General features: G+C 59.1%; 16 protein-coding genes. 8 read left to right on the top strand and 8 right to left on the bottom strand.

The genetic code is table 11. The features are described from left to right. The first annotated feature begins 126 nt into the window (after window positions 1-126). From ligA to ACZ1HH_RS06650, 3 genes are all read left to right on the top strand, one after another. On the top strand, window positions 127-2,346 hold the full coding sequence (gene ligA / locus ACZ1HH_RS06660) for an NAD-dependent DNA ligase LigA (RefSeq protein ID WP_487320443.1): 2,220 nt from the start codon (window positions 127-129) through the stop codon (window positions 2,344-2,346). Window positions 2,347-2,353: 7 nt separating this feature from the next. Beyond that, window positions 2,354-4,444 (top strand): ATP-dependent DNA helicase RecG, encoded by a 2,091-nt coding sequence (gene recG / locus ACZ1HH_RS06655; RefSeq protein WP_472636200.1) that lies wholly within the window; start codon window positions 2,354-2,356, stop codon window positions 4,442-4,444. Between the two features lie 146 nt (window positions 4,445-4,590). Next, on the top strand, window positions 4,591-4,713 hold the full coding sequence (locus ACZ1HH_RS06650; protein ID WP_256378221.1) for a hypothetical protein: 123 nt from the start codon (window positions 4,591-4,593) through the stop codon (window positions 4,711-4,713). A gap of 236 nt (window positions 4,714-4,949) precedes the next feature. On the opposite strand, the gene ACZ1HH_RS06645 is transcribed toward ACZ1HH_RS06650, so the two are convergent. Continuing rightward, on the bottom strand, window positions 4,950-5,402 hold the full coding sequence (locus tag ACZ1HH_RS06645) for an iron-sulfur cluster assembly scaffold protein (RefSeq protein ID WP_472636199.1): 453 nt from the start codon (window positions 5,400-5,402) through the stop codon (window positions 4,950-4,952). Between the two features lie 59 nt (window positions 5,403-5,461). Here ACZ1HH_RS06645 and hisI point away from each other — a divergent pair, with 59 nt between their 5' ends. Beyond that, window positions 5,462-5,851, top strand: a complete 390-nt coding sequence (gene hisI / locus ACZ1HH_RS06640) for a phosphoribosyl-AMP cyclohydrolase (protein ID WP_472636198.1) — start codon at window positions 5,462-5,464, stop codon at window positions 5,849-5,851. Window positions 5,852-5,860: 9 nt separating this feature from the next. Here hisI and gluQRS read toward each other — a convergent pair whose 3' ends face one another. Genes gluQRS through trmFO form a run of 3 tightly spaced genes read right to left on the bottom strand, consistent with a single transcriptional unit; the run spans window position 5,861 to window position 8,697 of the window. Continuing rightward, on the bottom strand, window positions 5,861-6,709 hold the full coding sequence (gene gluQRS / locus ACZ1HH_RS06635; protein ID WP_472636197.1) for a tRNA glutamyl-Q(34) synthetase GluQRS: 849 nt from the start codon (window positions 6,707-6,709) through the stop codon (window positions 5,861-5,863). Beyond that, window positions 6,706-7,320, bottom strand: coding sequence for a class I SAM-dependent DNA methyltransferase (locus ACZ1HH_RS06630; RefSeq protein ID WP_472636196.1), 615 nt, complete (start codon window positions 7,318-7,320; stop codon window positions 6,706-6,708). Before ACZ1HH_RS06630 ends, gluQRS begins: the two co-directional genes overlap by 4 nt. Window positions 7,321-7,356: 36 nt before the next feature. Further along, complete coding sequence (trmFO, locus tag ACZ1HH_RS06625) at window positions 7,357-8,697, bottom strand: methylenetetrahydrofolate--tRNA-(uracil(54)-C(5))-methyltransferase (FADH(2)-oxidizing) TrmFO (protein WP_472636195.1); 1,341 nt, start codon at window positions 8,695-8,697, stop codon at window positions 7,357-7,359. 396 nt (window positions 8,698-9,093) lie between these two features. Here trmFO and ACZ1HH_RS06620 point away from each other — a divergent pair, with 396 nt between their 5' ends. Then, window positions 9,094-9,516: a PaaI family thioesterase gene (locus ACZ1HH_RS06620; RefSeq protein WP_472636194.1), complete on the top strand. Its 423-nt coding sequence runs from the start codon at window positions 9,094-9,096 to the stop codon at window positions 9,514-9,516. 57 nt (window positions 9,517-9,573) lie between these two features. Here ACZ1HH_RS06620 and speE read toward each other — a convergent pair whose 3' ends face one another. From speE to ACZ1HH_RS06605, 3 genes are all read right to left on the bottom strand, one after another. Further along, a complete protein-coding gene (gene speE, locus ACZ1HH_RS06615) occupies window positions 9,574-10,428 on the bottom strand; it encodes a polyamine aminopropyltransferase (protein ID WP_472636193.1) in 855 nt (284 codons plus the stop codon). Then, the gene (gene speD, locus ACZ1HH_RS06610) at window positions 10,425-10,931 is read right to left on the bottom strand and encodes an adenosylmethionine decarboxylase (RefSeq protein ID WP_416368433.1); all 507 of its coding nucleotides are present in this window, start codon (window positions 10,929-10,931) and stop codon (window positions 10,425-10,427) included. Before speD ends, speE begins: the two co-directional genes overlap by 4 nt. A gap of 231 nt (window positions 10,932-11,162) precedes the next feature. Further along, window positions 11,163-11,393 (bottom strand): DUF1127 domain-containing protein, encoded by a 231-nt coding sequence (locus ACZ1HH_RS06605; protein ID WP_044026746.1) that lies wholly within the window; start codon window positions 11,391-11,393, stop codon window positions 11,163-11,165. Window positions 11,394-11,485: 92 nt separating this feature from the next. Between ACZ1HH_RS06605 and ACZ1HH_RS06600 the strand changes: the two genes are divergently transcribed. The 3 genes from ACZ1HH_RS06600 (at window position 11,486) to rpsI (ending at window position 14,034) form a co-directional block, all read left to right on the top strand. Then, complete coding sequence (locus ACZ1HH_RS06600) at window positions 11,486-12,901, top strand: aminotransferase-like domain-containing protein (RefSeq protein ID WP_011538723.1); 1,416 nt, start codon at window positions 11,486-11,488, stop codon at window positions 12,899-12,901. 183 nt (window positions 12,902-13,084) lie between these two features. Then, on the top strand, window positions 13,085-13,543 hold the full coding sequence (rplM, locus tag ACZ1HH_RS06595; protein ID WP_011538722.1) for a 50S ribosomal protein L13: 459 nt from the start codon (window positions 13,085-13,087) through the stop codon (window positions 13,541-13,543). Window positions 13,544-13,548: 5 nt separating this feature from the next. Then, complete coding sequence (rpsI, locus tag ACZ1HH_RS06590) at window positions 13,549-14,034, top strand: 30S ribosomal protein S9 (RefSeq protein WP_005611659.1); 486 nt, start codon at window positions 13,549-13,551, stop codon at window positions 14,032-14,034. A 97-nt stretch (window positions 14,035-14,131) separates the two neighbouring features. Here rpsI and ACZ1HH_RS06585 read toward each other — a convergent pair whose 3' ends face one another. After that, window positions 14,132-16,249: a methyl-accepting chemotaxis protein gene (locus ACZ1HH_RS06585; protein WP_472636192.1), complete on the bottom strand. Its 2,118-nt coding sequence runs from the start codon at window positions 16,247-16,249 to the stop codon at window positions 14,132-14,134. Window positions 16,250-16,317 lie beyond the last annotated feature (68 nt).

The following is a 16,317-nucleotide window of genomic DNA, read 5'->3' as shown; positions in this document are numbered from 1 at the left end:
GCATCCCGGCGGGGTTTTTGCGTCTCTGGATCTGACACTGGACCTCTCTCATTGCGGGCACTATCACCATGGGCAGAACACTACCCAAAGGGCGGAGCCAGAATGACAGAGCAGGATCCCCGGTCGATGGATGAGGCCGACGCGCGCGCTGAGTTTGAGGCGCTGCAGTCCCAGATCGAAAAAGCCGATCTCGACTATCACCAAAAAGACGCGCCCACTCTGTCGGATGCGGATTACGATCGCCTCAAGCGTCGCTATCTGGCCCTTGCAGACGCCTTTCCCATCTTGGCCAAAGACGGCACCCGTGTAGCGAGCGTTGGCGCGCCGGCCGCCTCTGGCTTTGGCAAGGTCACGCATGCGCAACGTATGATGTCCCTCGGAAATGCGTTTGAGGATCAAGACGTTGAGGATTTTGCTGCCGGGTTGCGCCGCTATCTGGGCCTCTCCTCCGAGGCTCCGCTCGCCTTCACCGCAGAGCCGAAAATTGACGGGCTTTCGCTTTCCCTGCGCTATGAGGCGGGCAAACTTGTGCAAGCTGCAACCCGCGGCGATGGCGCGGTGGGGGAAAACGTCACCGAAAACGCCCGCACCATCAGCGATATTCCGCAAGAGATCTCTGGCGCGCCCGAGGTCCTGGAAGTGCGTGGCGAAGTCTACATGAGCCACGCAGATTTTGAGGCTCTGAATGCGCGTCATGCCGAGACCGGCGGCAAGATATTTGCCAACCCGCGCAATGCGGCGGCGGGCTCGCTGCGCCAGCTCGATGCTGAAATCACCCGCGCCCGACCTTTGCGGTTCTTTGCCTATAGCTGGGGAGAGCTGTCTGAACCTCTCGCAGAAACGCAAATTGACGCGATCAAGAGACTGGCGTCCCTTGGCTTTCAGACCAATCCGCTGACACGCTGCTGCGAGCAGATTTCTGAGCTGCTCGCGCATTATCACGCCATCGAGGAGCAGCGCGCGGATCTCGGCTATGACATAGACGGAGTTGTTTACAAGGTGAACGATCTGTCCTTGCAAGAGCGTCTTGGCTTTCGCTCAACGACGCCACGTTGGGCCATTGCGCATAAGTTCCCTGCCGAGCTGGCCTGGACCCATCTTGAGGGGATCGACATTCAGGTTGGACGCACCGGCGCCCTGAGCCCGGTTGCGCGTCTGCATCCGGTGACCGTGGGCGGTGTGGTTGTCTCCAACGCCACGTTGCACAACGAAGACTATATTGCGGGACTTGATTCCAAAGGCGCTCCGATCAGGGGCGGCAAGGACATCCGCGTCGGGGACTGGGTGCAGATCTACCGCGCGGGCGATGTGATCCCAAAGGTCGCCGACGTCGATCTGAGCCGACGCCCCGAGGGCACGGAGCGTTATGCGTTCCCCACGCGCTGTCCCCGATGCGATAGCCCCGCGGTGCGCGAAGAAGGTGATGCTGTGCGACGTTGCAGCGGCGGGTTGATTTGCCCGGCGCAGGCGGTTGAGAAACTCAAGCATTTTGTCTCGCGCGCGGCTTTTGATATCGAAGGGCTGGGCGCCAAACAGGTGGAGCAGTTCCACAGCGATGGATGGGTGAAGGAACCCGCCGATATCTTTGAGCTCCAACAGAGATATGGCTCTGGTTTGCAGCAGTTGAAAAACCGCGAAGGCTGGGGGGAGAAATCTGCGTCTGCTCTGTTTGCAGCCATCGAGGACAAGCGGCGAATTGAGTTTGCCCGGCTCATTTTTGGCCTCGGGATCCGCCATGTGGGAGAAGTTGCCGCCAAGGACCTTGCCCTGCATTTCCGGACCTGGAGCGCCCTGGCGGAGGCCGCGGATCTCGCGCGCGCAGCGGCGCTGGCGCACCGGGCTGCGGATGAAGCCGAGATTGTTGAACGGCAGGAGGCACAAGCCAGTGCGCGCCGCGCAAAAATCTCTGAGGCCCGAAATGCCGCGGTTGCAACCTGTGCAGTTGCGCCGGACTCGCAGGCGGCGTGGGATGATCTCATCAGTGTGGATGGGCTTGGCCCAACCGTGGCTTTGTCTTTGTCGGATGCCTTTGCCAACCCCGAAGAACGCGCCGCTTTTGATCGTCTGATCGCGCATCTAGAGATCATTGAACCGGATGCCCCGGCAGATGACAGCCCCGTTGCGGGCAAGACCGTCGTCTTTACCGGCACGCTCGAGAAAATGACTCGCGCCGAGGCAAAGGCGCGCGCCGAGGCGCTTGGGGCCAAAGTGTCTGGGTCGGTGTCAAAGAAAACCGATATTCTTGTGGCCGGACCGGGCGCGGGGTCGAAGGCCGCCAAGGCTGCAGAGCTCGGCATTCAGACATTGGATGAGGACGGATGGCTGGACTTGATCGGGCAGGCATAGACGCATCATGAGCGGTCGCCCAGAACAATTGTTCCCGCTTTTCGCGGAACTTGAGACCTTGCAAGGCGTCGGACCAAAGATTGCCGAGCATTTTGCGCAGCTGCATATCACGGCCCCCCGCGATCTTCTGTTCTCGCTGCCATACAGCGTTGTTGACCGGCGTAGGCGCGAAACCATCCGGGGGTTGGATCTGCCGACGACCGCAACGGTCGAAGTCACCGTGGGGCGCCATCGTCCGGCCCGCAACCGGGGCGGCGCCTATCGCATTGACGTGACGGATCAGGAAACTGAGTTTCAGCTGGTCTTTTTCCACGGCCGCAGCCGGTATCTGACCGCGCAATTGCCGGAAGGGTCGCGGCGTGTGGTTTCGGGCAAGCTTGAGCTATTTGATGGCATGGCTCAGATGGTCCACCCCGAACACATGCTGCCCCCGGAGGAGGCCGGGGACATACCGGACTTTGAGCCGGTCTATCATCTGACACACGGCATCACCCAAAAAACCATGTACAAGGCCGTCCAGAGCGCCCTTGCGCGGGTGCCGGACCTCACAGAGTGGATGGATCCCGCGCAAAAAGCGAAACAGGGCTGGCCGGATTGGCACGCGGCGATTTCTGCCGCACATGCGCCCGCGACGCTGGAGGATCTAGACGCACAGGCCCCGGCGCGCGCGCGCCTTGCCTATGACGAGCTTTTTGCGCACCAGCTTACACTTGCGATTGCCCGCTCGGTGGAGCGGGACCTGCCGGGACGGCGGTCAGTCGCGACGGGCGCGCTGCAGAGAAAGGTGCTTGCCGCATTGCCCTACCGCCCCACCGGGGCGCAGGGGCGAGCCATAGAAGAGATCACCGCCGATATGGGCTCTGAGCGGCGCATGAACCGTTTGCTGCAAGGCGACGTGGGAGCGGGGAAAACGCTGGTCGGTTTCATGGCGCTTCTGGTTGCGGTCGAGGCTGGCGGTCAGGGTGTGATGATGGCGCCGACAGAAATCCTTGCGCGGCAACATCTTGAAGGGCTCAAGCCGCTTGCCGAAGACGCCGGTGTCGTTCTTGAGATCCTGACCGGGCGCGACAAGGGCAAGGACCGTCGCGCCAAGCTGGAGGCCCTCGCGCGGGGCGACATCCATATTCTTGTCGGCACTCATGCGGTGTTCCAGCAGGATGTCGTCTTTGACGATCTGCGCCTCGTGATCGTTGATGAACAGCACCGCTTTGGCGTGCGGCAACGCATGGAACTGGCTGAAAAAGGCAAGCGCGCGGATGTTCTTGTCATGACCGCGACGCCGATTCCGCGCTCGCTGGCGTTGACCCAATATGGCGATATGGAGGTCTCGATCCTCGATGAAAAACCGCCAGGACGCAAACCGATCAAAACTGCGATTCTGAGCACAGAGCGGATGTCCGAGGTTGTGGACCACCTGCGTCGTGCCATCGACGAGGGACGGCAGTGTTATTGGGTCTGCCCGCTGGTTGAGGAATCCGAGGTGATGGATCTGACCGCTGCGGACGAGCGGTTCAAACACCTGCGCGCGGTCTTGGGCGAGGAGGTGGTGGGGCTGGTGCATGGCCAAATGCCGCCAGCGGAAAAAGATGCCGCCATGCTCGCGTTTCAAGAAGGCCGCACCCGTGTTCTGGTGGCGACCACCGTGATCGAGGTCGGGGTCAATGTCCCCAACGCGTCGATCATGGTGATCGAACGTGCCGAGATCTTTGGCCTTGCCCAACTGCACCAATTGCGGGGACGGGTGGGGCGCGGCGAGGCGCAGTCCACCTGTTTGCTGATGTATCAGCCGCCCCTGACCGAAGGCGGACGCAAGCGGCTCGAGGTGCTGCGCGAGAGCGAAGATGGATTTGTCATCGCCGAAACCGATCTGCAAATGCGCGGTGCCGGAGACGTCATCGGCACGGCACAATCTGGTTTGCCACGGTTCCATATCGCGGATCTCGAGCGTCAGTCGGATCTGATGGCAATCGCGCAAAGCGATGCGCGCGCATTGATGACCTCAGATCCCGATCTCTCCAGTGCGCGCGGGCGCGCAGCAAGAACGCTCTTGTGGTTGTTGCGTCAGGATGAGGCTATCCGGTTGATTTCAGTCGGCTAATTGGCCTGTGTTCCTATCCTGACAGATTTGTGTTCCAGTTTGTTCGCAAATGTTCTTAGAAAGTTCTTTACACGACTCGCTCAAAATGAGAACAAAAGGATAACAAGACGTTGCAAACGTCAGACAGAGATCGAGGAGGTTTTCAGATGGTCACGCAATTCAAAACCGCACTGCGCAACGCACAATCCACATTGCTGCAGGATACTCTCGGTGCGGCCGCTTTGGTCGTGATGTTGATCGTGGGCCTGCATCTTCCGGGTCTCGTCTGAGCGACGTTTTTCAGTTTCGTAACCCGTTCACAGTTTCTTCTGTGCTGTCATGCCGGGGGCACCAGCCTCAAGTCCCGTGTTAGGATCGATTGCCTGTTCGATCCGCACCAGAACTTTCGTTTCTGGTGATTGGTGCCCACCGGGTCCCGCATGACCGCGCGATCACTTGCCGCCGCCATCTGCCCGGATGAGCGGCGGTTTTTTCTGTTAACGTGGGATGTTGCAGGTCAACCGGATCAGGCGCAGTCTGCTTTTTGCGCCGTTTGCATCGCCTCCAGCGTGGCCTCTAGCGCCAACATGATCGAGGCGTGACGGTTTTTGAAGTCCCGCGCAGGGATCAGTACTTCGAGCCCGTCAAACGGAGCCTCCGGTACCGGCCCGCCTTCGGTGAGCATTGCCTTCAGCTGATCACGGGCCCGCTCCACCTCGGCAGCGCTGCGTCCGATGATGGCGGCGCCCACAACGGCAGCTGCAGCCTGACCCAAAGCGCAGGCTTTGACGTCCTGCGCAAACTGCGCGACTTTTCCGCCCTCAAGGGTCACATCCACTGTCACTGTTGATCCGCATAGCGGCGAGCGGCGTTTCACCGTGGCATCGGCCTGCTCGAGATGCCCAAGATGGGGAATATCAGCCGCCAGTGCGAGGATCTTGGTGGAGTAGAGCTTGATCAGATCGGTTTCGCCGGACATGTCGTGTTCCTGGGTTTCCCTTGCGCCGTGTTCCTCATACATAGGGGCGTGCCCCTGATATGCAAAAGGTTTTTAACATGCACGATTTGGTGAAGTTCTCGCCCGAGACGCTCAAATACAACGAAGCTGGCCTTGTGCCTTGTATTGCACAGGATGAGGAAAGCGGCGAGATCCTGATGATGGCCTGGATGAACGCGGAGAGCGTCGCCAAAACGCTCGAGACCGGGCGGGTGACCTATTGGTCGCGCTCGCGCCAGTCGTTCTGGATCAAGGGGGAGAGTTCGGGCCATGTGCAGGAACTGGTCGAACTGCGCGTCGATTGCGACCGTGATGCGCTTTTGGCAATGGTGCGTCAGACCGGGCCTGCTTGCCACACCAATCGCCGCAGCTGTTTCTACACGGCTATTCGGGATGGCGAAGAGCATGAGATCATGACGCCAATATCCTGATCTAAAATGCTAATCCAGCCCGACGAGTTGTCTGATATCTTGCGGGCTGGCGCCCTCGGCACGGTATTTTGAAATGGCGCGGGCATCATCGCGTTTGGCAAGTCTCTTGCCCTGATCGTCCCGGATCAGGCGGTGATGATGGTAGCGCGGGACTGGCAGATCCAGAAGCGTCTGCAGCACCACATGGATCTGCGTGCTTTCAAAGAGATCCGCACCGCGCACCACATCCGTGATGCCCTGATCGGCGTCATCCACCACCACCGAGAGGTGATATGAGCTGCCCATATTGCGGCGCACCAGGATGATATCGCCGACTGCTTGCACAAGTTCTTCGGGTTCAAGCGAGATATGGCCGCCAAGTTCCTCGGATGTCTCAATAAAACTCAGGTCCGGGAGCCGTGCGAGCGCCGCTTTCATATTGAGGCGGATCACGTCGGTTGGGCGTGCATCCGAGAGCGGTCGCTGGCGGCATGTGCCGGGGTAGATGCGCCCGTCGGGGCCAAACTGCGGCACACCCTCCTGAGGTGCGCCTGCCGCGGCCTCAATATCGGCGCGCTTGCAGCGACAGGGATAGGTTAGCCCCAATGCGCTCAGGCGTTCCAGCGCGGCGCGGTATCGGGGCAAGCGTGAAGATTGGCGCAAGACCGGCTCCGGCCAACTGAGACCAAGCCAGGCGAGATCCTGATAGATCTGCTCTTCCCAAGAGGTTCGGGCGCGCGTCTGATCGATGTCTTCGATCCTCAGCAGGAACAGACCGTTCTGCTGGCGCGCAAAATCAGAAGCGAGCAACGCGGAATAGGCATGGCCCAAGTGCAGAGGCCCCGTCGGAGAAGGGGCAAAACGAGTTGTGAATGTCACACTTTTTCAATCACATAGACGCAGGCGTTCAGGTTGAGGCCCGGCAGGTGGGGGCCATGTTCCTTGAATAGCAACCGCGCAGCCCCGCAATCAAGCCATTCGTTCATGGCACCGATATAAGAGGGGTCGGCAAGAGCATGATCGTTCAGCGAAAACGCCAGCAGATCGCCACGATTGAGGCAGTGCATCAGATGCCCAAAGACCGAGGCCGGTGCGGCTCCGGTCCCAAGCACGCCGCAGGCGACCACGGCCTTGTAGACGCCGGATTTGAACGGTTTGCGGCTGTCGGGGTCCACAACGGAGAGGTGACGATGGGCGCCTTTGCCTTGGGCGACCTTCAGCATCTCTGACGAAGGGTCCATCCCGTCGATCTGCTTATAGCCTACGCGTCGCAGCGCGATCCCCGAAAGCCCGGTGCCACATCCAAAATCGAGGAGGGGCGCCTCTGCGTCCGGTAGAACGGACCAAAGTGCATCTGCAATGCGACCCGGCGTTGCGTAGTTGTTCTCCGCTATCTCCGCGTCGTAGCTCTCGGCCCAGCGGTTGTAATGATCGACAGTCTCTTCGACTGTGTTCAACTCATATGTTTTCTCGAGGAATGTATCACTCATGATCCCAGTCTAGAGCCGGGAACATGAGTGCGTCCATCAAAAATTTGTGAGCCATTCCTGCCAGGCCACCTTGGCGCGATCGGTATAGGCCTTGTAGCGGTCCTTGCGGCCACGACGTCCACCCTTCAGCCCCTCGACCGGGCGGAACAGGCCAAAATTGACGTTCATCGGCTGAAAAGTCTTGGCTTCGGCTCCGCCGGTGATGTGGTGGATCAAGGCCCCCATGGCGCTGTCCTGCGGCACCTGAGGCAGGTCCTTGCCGAGGATCTCAGCGGCGGCCAGACGCCCCGCCAGCAAGCCCATCGCCGCACTTTCCACATAGCCCTCGACGCCCGTCACCTGTCCGGCAAAACGAATGTTCGGCTTTGATTTCAGGCGCATCTCATGATCGAGCAGCGTCGGAGAGTTCAGGAACGTGTTGCGATGAATGCCGCCGAGACGCGCAAATTTGGCGTTTTCGAGGCCGGGGATCATCCGGAAGACATCCGTTTGCGCGCCGTATTTCATCTTGGTCTGAAAACCAACGATGTTGAAAAGCGTCCCGAGCGCATTGTCGCGGCGCAACTGCACCACGGCCCAGGCCTTTTCGTCCGGCTTGTGCGGATTGGTAAGGCCAACGGGCTTCATCGGGCCATGGCGCAGGGTCTCGCGGCCGCGTTCTGCCATCACCTCGATCGGGAGGCAGCCGTCGAAATAGCCAGCGGTTTCGCCCTCATGGAACTCGGTCTTGTCTGCGGCCAGAAGCGCGTCGATGAAGGCCTCGTATTGGTCCTTGGTCATCGGGCAGTTGAGGTACGCGGTGCGCTCTTCCTCGGTTTCGCCCTTGTCATAGCGCGACTGCATCCAGGCTTGGGACATGTCGATGCTCTCGGCATAGACGATGGGCGCGATGGCATCAAAGAATGCCAACCGTTCTGCCCCAGTTTCGCGCTGGATCGCTTCGCCAAGCGCGGGCGAGGTGAGGGGGCCGGTGGCAAAGATCCAGTGCCCCTCGGTGGGCAGATCCGTGACTTCCTCGTAGGACACGCGCACATTGGGCAGCGCCTTAAGTTTGGCGGTCACGGATTCCGCAAAGGGATCGCGATCCACGGCCAACGCGCCCCCAGCCGGAAGGCGGTGTTCACCAGCAGTGGTCATAATGAGGCCGTTGGCCGCGCGCATTTCCCAATGCAAAAGCCCCACTGCATTCTGCTCGTCATCATCCGAGCGGAACGAGTTGGAGCAGACCATCTCGGCGAGGTTGCCGGTCTGATGGGCAAAGGTTTCAACCTTGGGCCGCATCTCGTGGATCACCACGTCAACGCCCATGTGCGCCGCCTGCCAGGCGGCTTCCGATCCGGCCATTCCGCCGCCGACGATATGAAGCTCTTGTGTCATGAAAGGCCACATAGGGCAGGCGGCCTTTGGGCGCAATATCGTCGTGCGCGCACGTTGTCTCTGAAGGGAAATTATTTGGGCCGCAGCTTCGAGGACGTCAAATCCGGGTGAGAGATCCGGTAGGAGGGACGATCCAAAGCTGCGGCCCCAATAGCGTGTAGCCGGTTGGCTTGCCCAACTCTTGCCACTTTCTTGCCTTCTTTAGAAGCCTCAATATGGAAACAATATCGCGCCATTCGTAAACAAAGACTAAATTATCCGAAAATTTTAGGAAAAACGTCAGAACACCCAGCGATCTGATTTGTCTCATAAAAATGCCGTGGCGTTTTTATCTTTGCCTCTTGAGTGGCTGGTTCGGGCGTGCAGACTGATACGGCATTAAGTGGAAGAGGCAACATGGAACTGGTGTTTGATAAAGACGGCCTCAGCGCCTATCTCGAGGAGGTCTTTCCTCAGATACGGGGCGAGTTCAGCATCGATGCGCTTGCAAAAGGCGAGATCACCATGCGCCTCAACGTGCAGGAGCGGCATTTGCGTCCGGGAGGAACGGTTTCAGGCCCGTCGATGTTCGCGCTTGCCGATGTCTCGGTCTACGCTTTGGTTCTGGCGCACCTCGGACGAGAGGCGCTGGCGGTCACGACCAATGCCTCGCTCGATTTTATGCGCAAACCCGAAAGCGGACGCGATCTCTTGGGGCAAGCACGCCTGTTGAAATTGGGGCGCACATTGGCAGTCGGGGATATCCTGTTGTTCTCCGAAGGAATGGACGAACCGGTCGCGCGCTCAACCATGACCTATTCCATCCCGCCGAAACGCTAAACGCGCCCACGGTTGGAACCTGGGCGCGTTTGCTTTAAGTTCGCTCAGTAAGCTGCCTTATGGAAACAGTTTCTTGACGTATCCGGGCAGCGCGAATGCCGCCTTGTGCACCTCTGTGGTGTAGTAATCCGGCGCAAGGCCTGCCGCTGCAAACCGAGCTTCAAGCGTTGTCAGATCCACCGAACGCGCCTTTGTGGAGTGGCTGCCCCAGCCCAATGCCATCGGGCCGCCGACGTAGGTCGGGATCGTCGCGAGATAGCAGGTCGCATCCTGAAACAGCGCTTGAAAGGCCCGCATCGTGTTGGTCAGCTCATCGCCCTGCATGAACGGCACGCCATTCTGGGTGACGATGATGCCATCCTCGGTTAGCGCACGCGCTGCATGGCCATAGAATGTATCGGTAAACAGCACTTCGCCGGGGCCGATGGGGTCGGTCGAGTCGACAATGATGACGTCGAATTTATCTTCGGTCTCTTTCATAAAGACCGCACCGTCATTGATCACCAGGTTGAGACGCGCATCGTCAAAGGCGCCCTGGCTCAGCATCGGCAGGTATTCCTTGGAAAAATCGACAACGCCAGCGTCGATTTCCACCATGGTGACATGCTCGACGGAGGCGTGTTTCAGCACCTCGCGCGCAATGCCACCGTCGCCGCCACCGATGATGAGCACACGTTTGGCGGCCCCATGTGCCAGGATCGGCACATGGGTCAGCATTTCATGATAGATGAAGTTGTCGCCTTCGGTGGTCTGTACCACATCGTCCAGCGTCAGAACGCGCCCGAAGGTGCCATTCTGAAAGACCTTGAGCCGCTGGTGCTCGGTATTGCTGTCATAATACATCTCGCTCACGCGCAGGGATTGGGCGAAATGATCGTGGAGGCGTTCTGTGTTCCAGACCTCTTCCGTCATGCTGCGATCTCCTTGGCGACGATTTCCTCGCCGCGCAGCAATTCGCGCACTTCTACCACATCGGTCTCAAAGGCGGCTTTTAGCACATCGACGGCTTTCCACGGCTCTGCATCGCCACACATGAAGACGTCAAATGCGCCGTAGCCAATTTCCGGCCATGTGTGCACGGAGATATGGCTCTCGGCCAGCACGGCCACACCCGACACGCCCTGCGGCGAGAATTTATGGGTGTGGATATGCAGCAGAGTTGCGCCGCAGACCTCGACCATCTTGCGAAACGCGTCTTCGATCCGGGCCTGACAATCCAGTCCGGAGCCTTTCATCACTTCGATGATCAGATGGGTCCCGGCAAAGACCTTTCCGTCGCGACGGATAAAGTGATCCTCCCGGTCGGCTTCGACCAAAGAGTTAACAATAGCGGTGGGTACACCGCGGGCGGTATCTTCCTCATGGGCGCCTGTCTCCAGACCGATCCCCAGTTGGAAGAGGTTGGCGTCCGACATGACACTCCCCTTCGTTCCAGTAGATGACAATCCAGACGGTCCTTAGCGCCCCCCCGAATAAGAGTTCAGGGTTGGGATCGGTACCGAAAGTGAGGCGCAGATAGGAAAGCGCAGAGATTCGATCAAGGCAAAAATTTATGAAACTTGAATTCGGCATCAGGATGTGAAGTGACGACATAAAAAAGGCCGGAGACGAGCTCCGGCCTGCCAGTTGGTTCTGTGCCCCGGGGATCAGGGTCTCCAGAACGGAAGAGTTCCTTCGCGCATGGCTTCCTCGCGATGGAGGCCAATATCGCGCAACTGATGAGCATCGAGGCGGCTCAGCTGGCGGCGGGTGCGTTTTCGGACCGACCATTTGGTGACCAGAACCGCAAATCCAATCGCTGCTTCCGCAATCATCGGCAGGGCCGGGCGGTTGGTCAGATAAGCGAGATGCGTCGGGTGTTCTGTCACATTTGTCATGGTCTGTCTCACATTTTGTATTGATGCAATTTGAATGTACTGGCATGTATTGAATACAAAGCGTGATACGGATTGTCTAAGCGGAGATTGTGATGGGTACAATTTGGCCCTCCACCCTGACCGGGTCCCTGACCGAAAAGCCGGGGCCCAAGTACAAGCGCGTGGCTGATACGATACGATTGGCGGTGGAGAGTGGTACATTGCAGGTGGGCGCAAAGCTGCCGCCTGTCCGCGAGCTCGCCTATCAGCTCAGTATCACGCCTGGCACCGTCGCGCGGGCCTATACGATCCTGACAGACGAGGGCATCTTGCAGGCCGAGGTCGGACGCGGAACCTTTGTGGCCGAACGCGAAACGGCTGTGATGGATGACGTCTGGTCGCGGCAGTTGCATCTTCTTGAACGCAGCAACCCCAACCACGTCTCTCTGTTCAGCCCGCGTCTTGTCGACGTGGGTCAAGTCAAGCTGATCCGCGAAGCGCTCCGAAAAGCCGCTGATTGCGACCGCTTGGCGTTGTTGAATTATCCGACGCGCGACGCCTATCAGCCGGTGCGCCAAGCGGTTGTCGACTGGCTATCCGATACCCCGCTTGGGCCACTGAGTGAGCGCGATGTGGTCTTGACCCATGGGGGCCAGAATGCCGTCATGACGGTGATGCAAGCGATCCTGAAAGAGAGCAATCCCACCATCTTGGTCGAGGACCTCTCTTATGCCGGGTTCAGGCGCGCTGCAGAGATCCTGCGTGCCAAAGTGGTCGGTGTTGCGATCGACGAAAACGGCATTGTGCCAGAGGCGTTGGAGGCTGCGATCAAGAAATCGGGTGCATCTGTACTTTGTACCAGTCCCGAAGTGCACAATCCAACTGGCGCTTTTACCCCGCTTGAACGGCGCAAAGAGATCCTCGCCATATTGAGACGACACAATGTACAATTGATCGAGGACGATTGTTATCGCATGGGGGAGGCCCGCGCGCCGACCTATCGCGCGCTCGCGCCGGAGCTCAGCTGGCATGTGACATCGATTTCCAAATCGCTCACCCCGGCGCTGCGGGTGGGGTTTGCAATCGCCCCCGTGGGCAAATCCGCAGATCTGCGCCGCGTTGCGGAATACGGTTTCTTTGGGCTTGCGCAGCCGCTCGCCGAGGTGACACGCCTGCTATTGTCGGACCCGCGCAGCAAGAAGCTGGTCCAGACCGTGCGCGACGAGATGGCGGAATATGTCCGTGTCGCCGTAAACGCCCTCGGAGCCTTTGAACTCACCTGGGACTCGCAGGTGCCGTTCCTTTGGCTGCGGCTGCCTTCGGGCTGGCGTGCGGGTGCGTTTACACGTGCGGCCGAAGGGCAGGGGGTGCAATTGCGCTCTGCTGATGAGTTTGCCCTGAGGGACGGGCGTGCGCCCAATGCAGTGCGCATCGCCGTCAATGGGCATGTCACGCTGGCGCGATTTGAGGATGCCATGCTGCGTTTGCGTATGCTATTGGACAACCCACCAGAGCAAATCAGCGTCTGAGGGCATAATCGGCTCCAGATCTTTGGGGTATTTTGATACCTATTTTGTAACCCCTTGTAATGAATGGTTTTTATGTGGTTTGACTGTATTGACTGTTGTGTAACAGCGCCGTAAACCCCCTCCATCGAATTCAGATGGAGTCGTCCACGGCGCCATCGTCACGACAAACAGGATTGACCTGACATGAAAACCTTCTCTGCTACTCCGGCAGACATCGACAAGAAGTGGATCATCATCGACGCCGAGGGCGTGGTGCTGGGCCGTCTGGCGTCGATCGTTGCCACCCGCCTGCGCGGCAAGCATAAACCGTCGTTCACCCCCCACATGGACATGGGTGACAACGTAATCGTCATCAACGCTGAAAAAATCCAGATGACCGGTAAGAAGCGCGAAGAGAACTTCTACTGGCACACTGGCCATCCGGGCGGCATCAAATCCCGCACCAAGCAGCAGATCCTCGAGGGTGCACACCCCGAGCGCGTGGTCATGCAGGCCGTCAAGCGCATGCTGCCGGGCAACCGCCTGTCCCGTCAGCAGATGACCAACCTGCGCATCTATGCTGGTGCCGAGCACCCGCATGAAGCCCAGAGCCCCGAAGTTCTGGATGTCAAATCCATGAACAAGAAAAACACCCGGAGCTAATGACGATGGCTGATCAGATCAACACTCTCGAAGAGCTGGGCGCCGTCGCAGGCGTCGAAACCGCAGCCGAAGAGCTGGCCCCGCGCGAGCCCGTTCGTGACGAGCTGGGTCGTTCCTACGCCACCGGCAAGCGGAAAGACGCAATTGCCCGCGTTTGGATCAAGCCGGGTTCCGGCAAGGTCGAAGTGAACGGCAAAGAGATCAACAAGTACTTCGCACGTCCGGTGCTGCAGATGATCCTGCGCCAGCCGTTCACGGTTGCCGGTGTCGAAGACCAGTTCGACGTCTACGCAACCGTCAAAGGCGGTGGTCTCTCCGGTCAGGCCGGCGCGGTCAAGCACGGGATCTCCAAAGCGCTGCAGCTTTATGATCCCTCCCTGCGTGGCGCTCTCAAAGCCGCAGGCTTCCTGACCCGCGACAGCCGCGTTGTGGAACGTAAGAAGTTCGGCCGCCGCAAGGCCCGTCGCTCCTTCCAGTTCTCCAAGCGTTAAGCTTCCGGAACTTACGAATACGCAAAAGGCCGCCTCTTGGGCGGCCTTTTCTGTTGTAGGATAGCGTCCACCGTCGCAGGCGAACCTGCGCGCAGGGTCAGCTAGCGCGCGAGAGCTGAGGCATGTTGTCCGCCGCCTGGTCGCCGCGGATCTTGAAACGCTGGACGATCTCGCCAAGCTGGCGCGCGTTGGAGTTGAGGATGCTGCTGGCGGCAGTGGTTTCCTCGACCATCGCGGCGTTCTGCTGGGTCACCTGATCAAGCTGAACCACACCGGTGTTGATCTCTTCGAGCCCAGTGGACTGTTCAACCGCACCTTTGGTGATCTCGGTGACAAGCGTCGAGATATGGGTCACCTGGCCAACGATGCTCTCAAGCGCCTCGCCTGCATGGCGCACCAGATCCACGCCACGCTCAACCTGTTCGGAGCTGTTGCCGATCAGCGATTTGATTTCCATTGCCGCATCCGAGGAGCGCAGCGCCAAGGCGCGGACTTCGGAGGCCACCACAGCAAATCCGCGACCGGCTTCGCCTGCGCGCGCGGCTTCGACGCCGGCATTCAACGCAAGGAGATTTGTCTGGAACGCGATGTCGTCGATCACACTGATGATCTGCGCAATCTGCTGGGATCCCTTTTCAATCTCGGACATGGCCTCAACCGCGTCTTTTACGACAGTGCCGCTCTGGGTTGCTTCTGATCTTGCCTCTTCGGTGGTGCGCTCTGCGTTGCGGGCGCCGTCTGCTGCGGATTTGACGCTGGCCGTCATTTCCTCGAGCGCAGCCGCCGTTTCCTCAAGCGTGGCCGCCTGGCTCTCTGTGCGCTGTGACAGATCGCTGGCCGCCTGGTCGATTTCAGCGGCACCGGTGCAGAGGCTGCCAGCGGTATCGACCAGTTCCTCCATCGATTCACGCAGTCGACCGATGGTCTGATTGAAATCGGCGCGGACATCTTCGTAGTCCTCGGGGAAGGGCTCGGTGAATTCAACCGTCAGGTCGCCCACGGAAAGACGCGTGAAGGCACCGCGAAGTTCGCCAACGATGTGATCCTGTTCCTTTTTGCGCTTATCTTGCTCAGCCTCAAGCGCTTCGGCCTCGCGCAGGGTCTTGAGGGTTTCTTGCTTGAAGGAATAGATCGCATGCGCCATGACGCTGAGCTCATCCTTGCCTTCGATACCCTGTACAAAGACGCTGTAATCTCCACGCGTGAAGGCTTTGACAACATCGGTGAGCTCGCCCACGCGTTTGATCACACGCCCAAACATATAAACCGCAATGCTGAACGCCAGCAGAAGTGAAATCAGTGTCACGGCTGCAAACGCGCGGAACGCGGTTTGGGAACTGCTTTCGATGTCGGTCGCAATTCTGTCAATCAGGGCGCCAATCTCGATCTCTTGTTCGCGCAAGGTGTTGATCCAGTTCGTTGAAATCTGAAACCACTCCCCTGCGGTCAGCCCGCCGAAGTCCCCGGTGGAATATCCCCGCACGAGCGTGCTGCGCGTTTCTGCAATCTCTTTGTAGGCGTCGGTCGAAAGCAGTTCTGACAACCACACATTGAGATCTACCAGCGCATCGACCTCGTGGAGATAGGCCCCCTGTTCGCCGCCGAGGTGGACAAAGCGATCGTGCAACGCAAGGTCAAAGCCTTTCCCGAGGCCGGTTGCCCCCATAGCGCGCTCAAGCCCTGCGGCCTCCTTGGCTGAGGCGAGCAAGACCCGAGCTTCTTCGAGAAGACGTAGCCGCTCTGCGGGCTCGCCCTCTGTCGCTGGGCGCGCCATTTCAAGCATCAAGCCGATGGTCGAGGTGTAGAACTTGGCCATTTCAGGCACCGTCAGGCCCAAGCTGTCCACGCGTTGGCGCATATCCTGAAGCTGGCCGATCCGCTCGCGCACCGCAGCGGTCATGTCCGGTTTAGCGACCTCAATCACCGGAATCCGCGACATGGAGTCTGCAATGGCTTCGTCTGTGAGGCGCCGCTGTTCCGTGAGTTCAGTGGGGAAGTTCTTGCCCTGCGAAGCGATGAAACCGGCAGAGAAGCCGCGCTCTTTTTGCATCTCGTGAACCACATTGTTCATGAGGGATTCTTCGAGAGTTTTCTCTTTGGTTAACCTTGCGTGTGCGTATTTGTCCCACTGAATGTGCAGCTCGTCATAAGCAAGATAGCTCGACAATGCCATCATTGGCCCAATGACCAACAGCATAACCAATCGCAGACGCATAGACTCATCCTCGTAAACAGCGCAAACTTAGAGCAATCTAGGAGGCGATGGTTAACTCATCCTGAAAC

The organism is Epibacterium sp. HA2-3 (assembly GCF_055693725.2).
This window is presented reverse-complemented; position numbering and strand designations above follow the sequence as displayed.

What these genes read in the sequence shown, in the direction of transcription:
- recG (WP_472636200.1), top strand. Translation starts at nt 2,354, where the DNA reads ATGAGCGGTCGCCCAGAACAATTGTTCCCGCTTTTCGCGGAACTTGAG.
- ACZ1HH_RS06630 (WP_472636196.1), bottom strand. Translation starts at nt 7,320, where the DNA reads ATGAGTGATACATTCCTCGAGAAAACATATGAGTTGAACACAGTCGAA.
- rpsI (WP_005611659.1), top strand. Translation starts at nt 13,549, where the DNA reads ATGGCTGATCAGATCAACACTCTCGAAGAGCTGGGCGCCGTCGCAGGC.
- trmFO (WP_472636195.1), bottom strand. Translation starts at nt 8,697, where the DNA reads ATGACACAAGAGCTTCATATCGTCGGCGGCGGAATGGCCGGATCGGAA.
- speD (WP_416368433.1), bottom strand. Translation starts at nt 10,931, where the DNA reads ATGTCGGACGCCAACCTCTTCCAACTGGGGATCGGTCTGGAGACAGGC.
- ligA (WP_487320443.1), top strand. Translation starts at nt 127, where the DNA reads ATGGATGAGGCCGACGCGCGCGCTGAGTTTGAGGCGCTGCAGTCCCAG.
- ACZ1HH_RS06600 (WP_011538723.1), top strand. Translation starts at nt 11,486, where the DNA reads ATGGGTACAATTTGGCCCTCCACCCTGACCGGGTCCCTGACCGAAAAG.
- ACZ1HH_RS06645 (WP_472636199.1), bottom strand. Translation starts at nt 5,402, where the DNA reads ATGTCCGGCGAAACCGATCTGATCAAGCTCTACTCCACCAAGATCCTC.
- rplM (WP_011538722.1), top strand. Translation starts at nt 13,085, where the DNA reads ATGAAAACCTTCTCTGCTACTCCGGCAGACATCGACAAGAAGTGGATC.
- speE (WP_472636193.1), bottom strand. Translation starts at nt 10,428, where the DNA reads ATGACGGAAGAGGTCTGGAACACAGAACGCCTCCACGATCATTTCGCC.
- ACZ1HH_RS06585 (WP_472636192.1), bottom strand. Translation starts at nt 16,249, where the DNA reads ATGCGTCTGCGATTGGTTATGCTGTTGGTCATTGGGCCAATGATGGCA.
- ACZ1HH_RS06650 (WP_256378221.1), top strand. Translation starts at nt 4,591, where the DNA reads ATGGTCACGCAATTCAAAACCGCACTGCGCAACGCACAATCCACATTG.
- ACZ1HH_RS06620 (WP_472636194.1), top strand. Translation starts at nt 9,094, where the DNA reads ATGGAACTGGTGTTTGATAAAGACGGCCTCAGCGCCTATCTCGAGGAG.
- hisI (WP_472636198.1), top strand. Translation starts at nt 5,462, where the DNA reads ATGCAAAAGGTTTTTAACATGCACGATTTGGTGAAGTTCTCGCCCGAG.
- ACZ1HH_RS06605 (WP_044026746.1), bottom strand. Translation starts at nt 11,393, where the DNA reads ATGACAAATGTGACAGAACACCCGACGCATCTCGCTTATCTGACCAAC.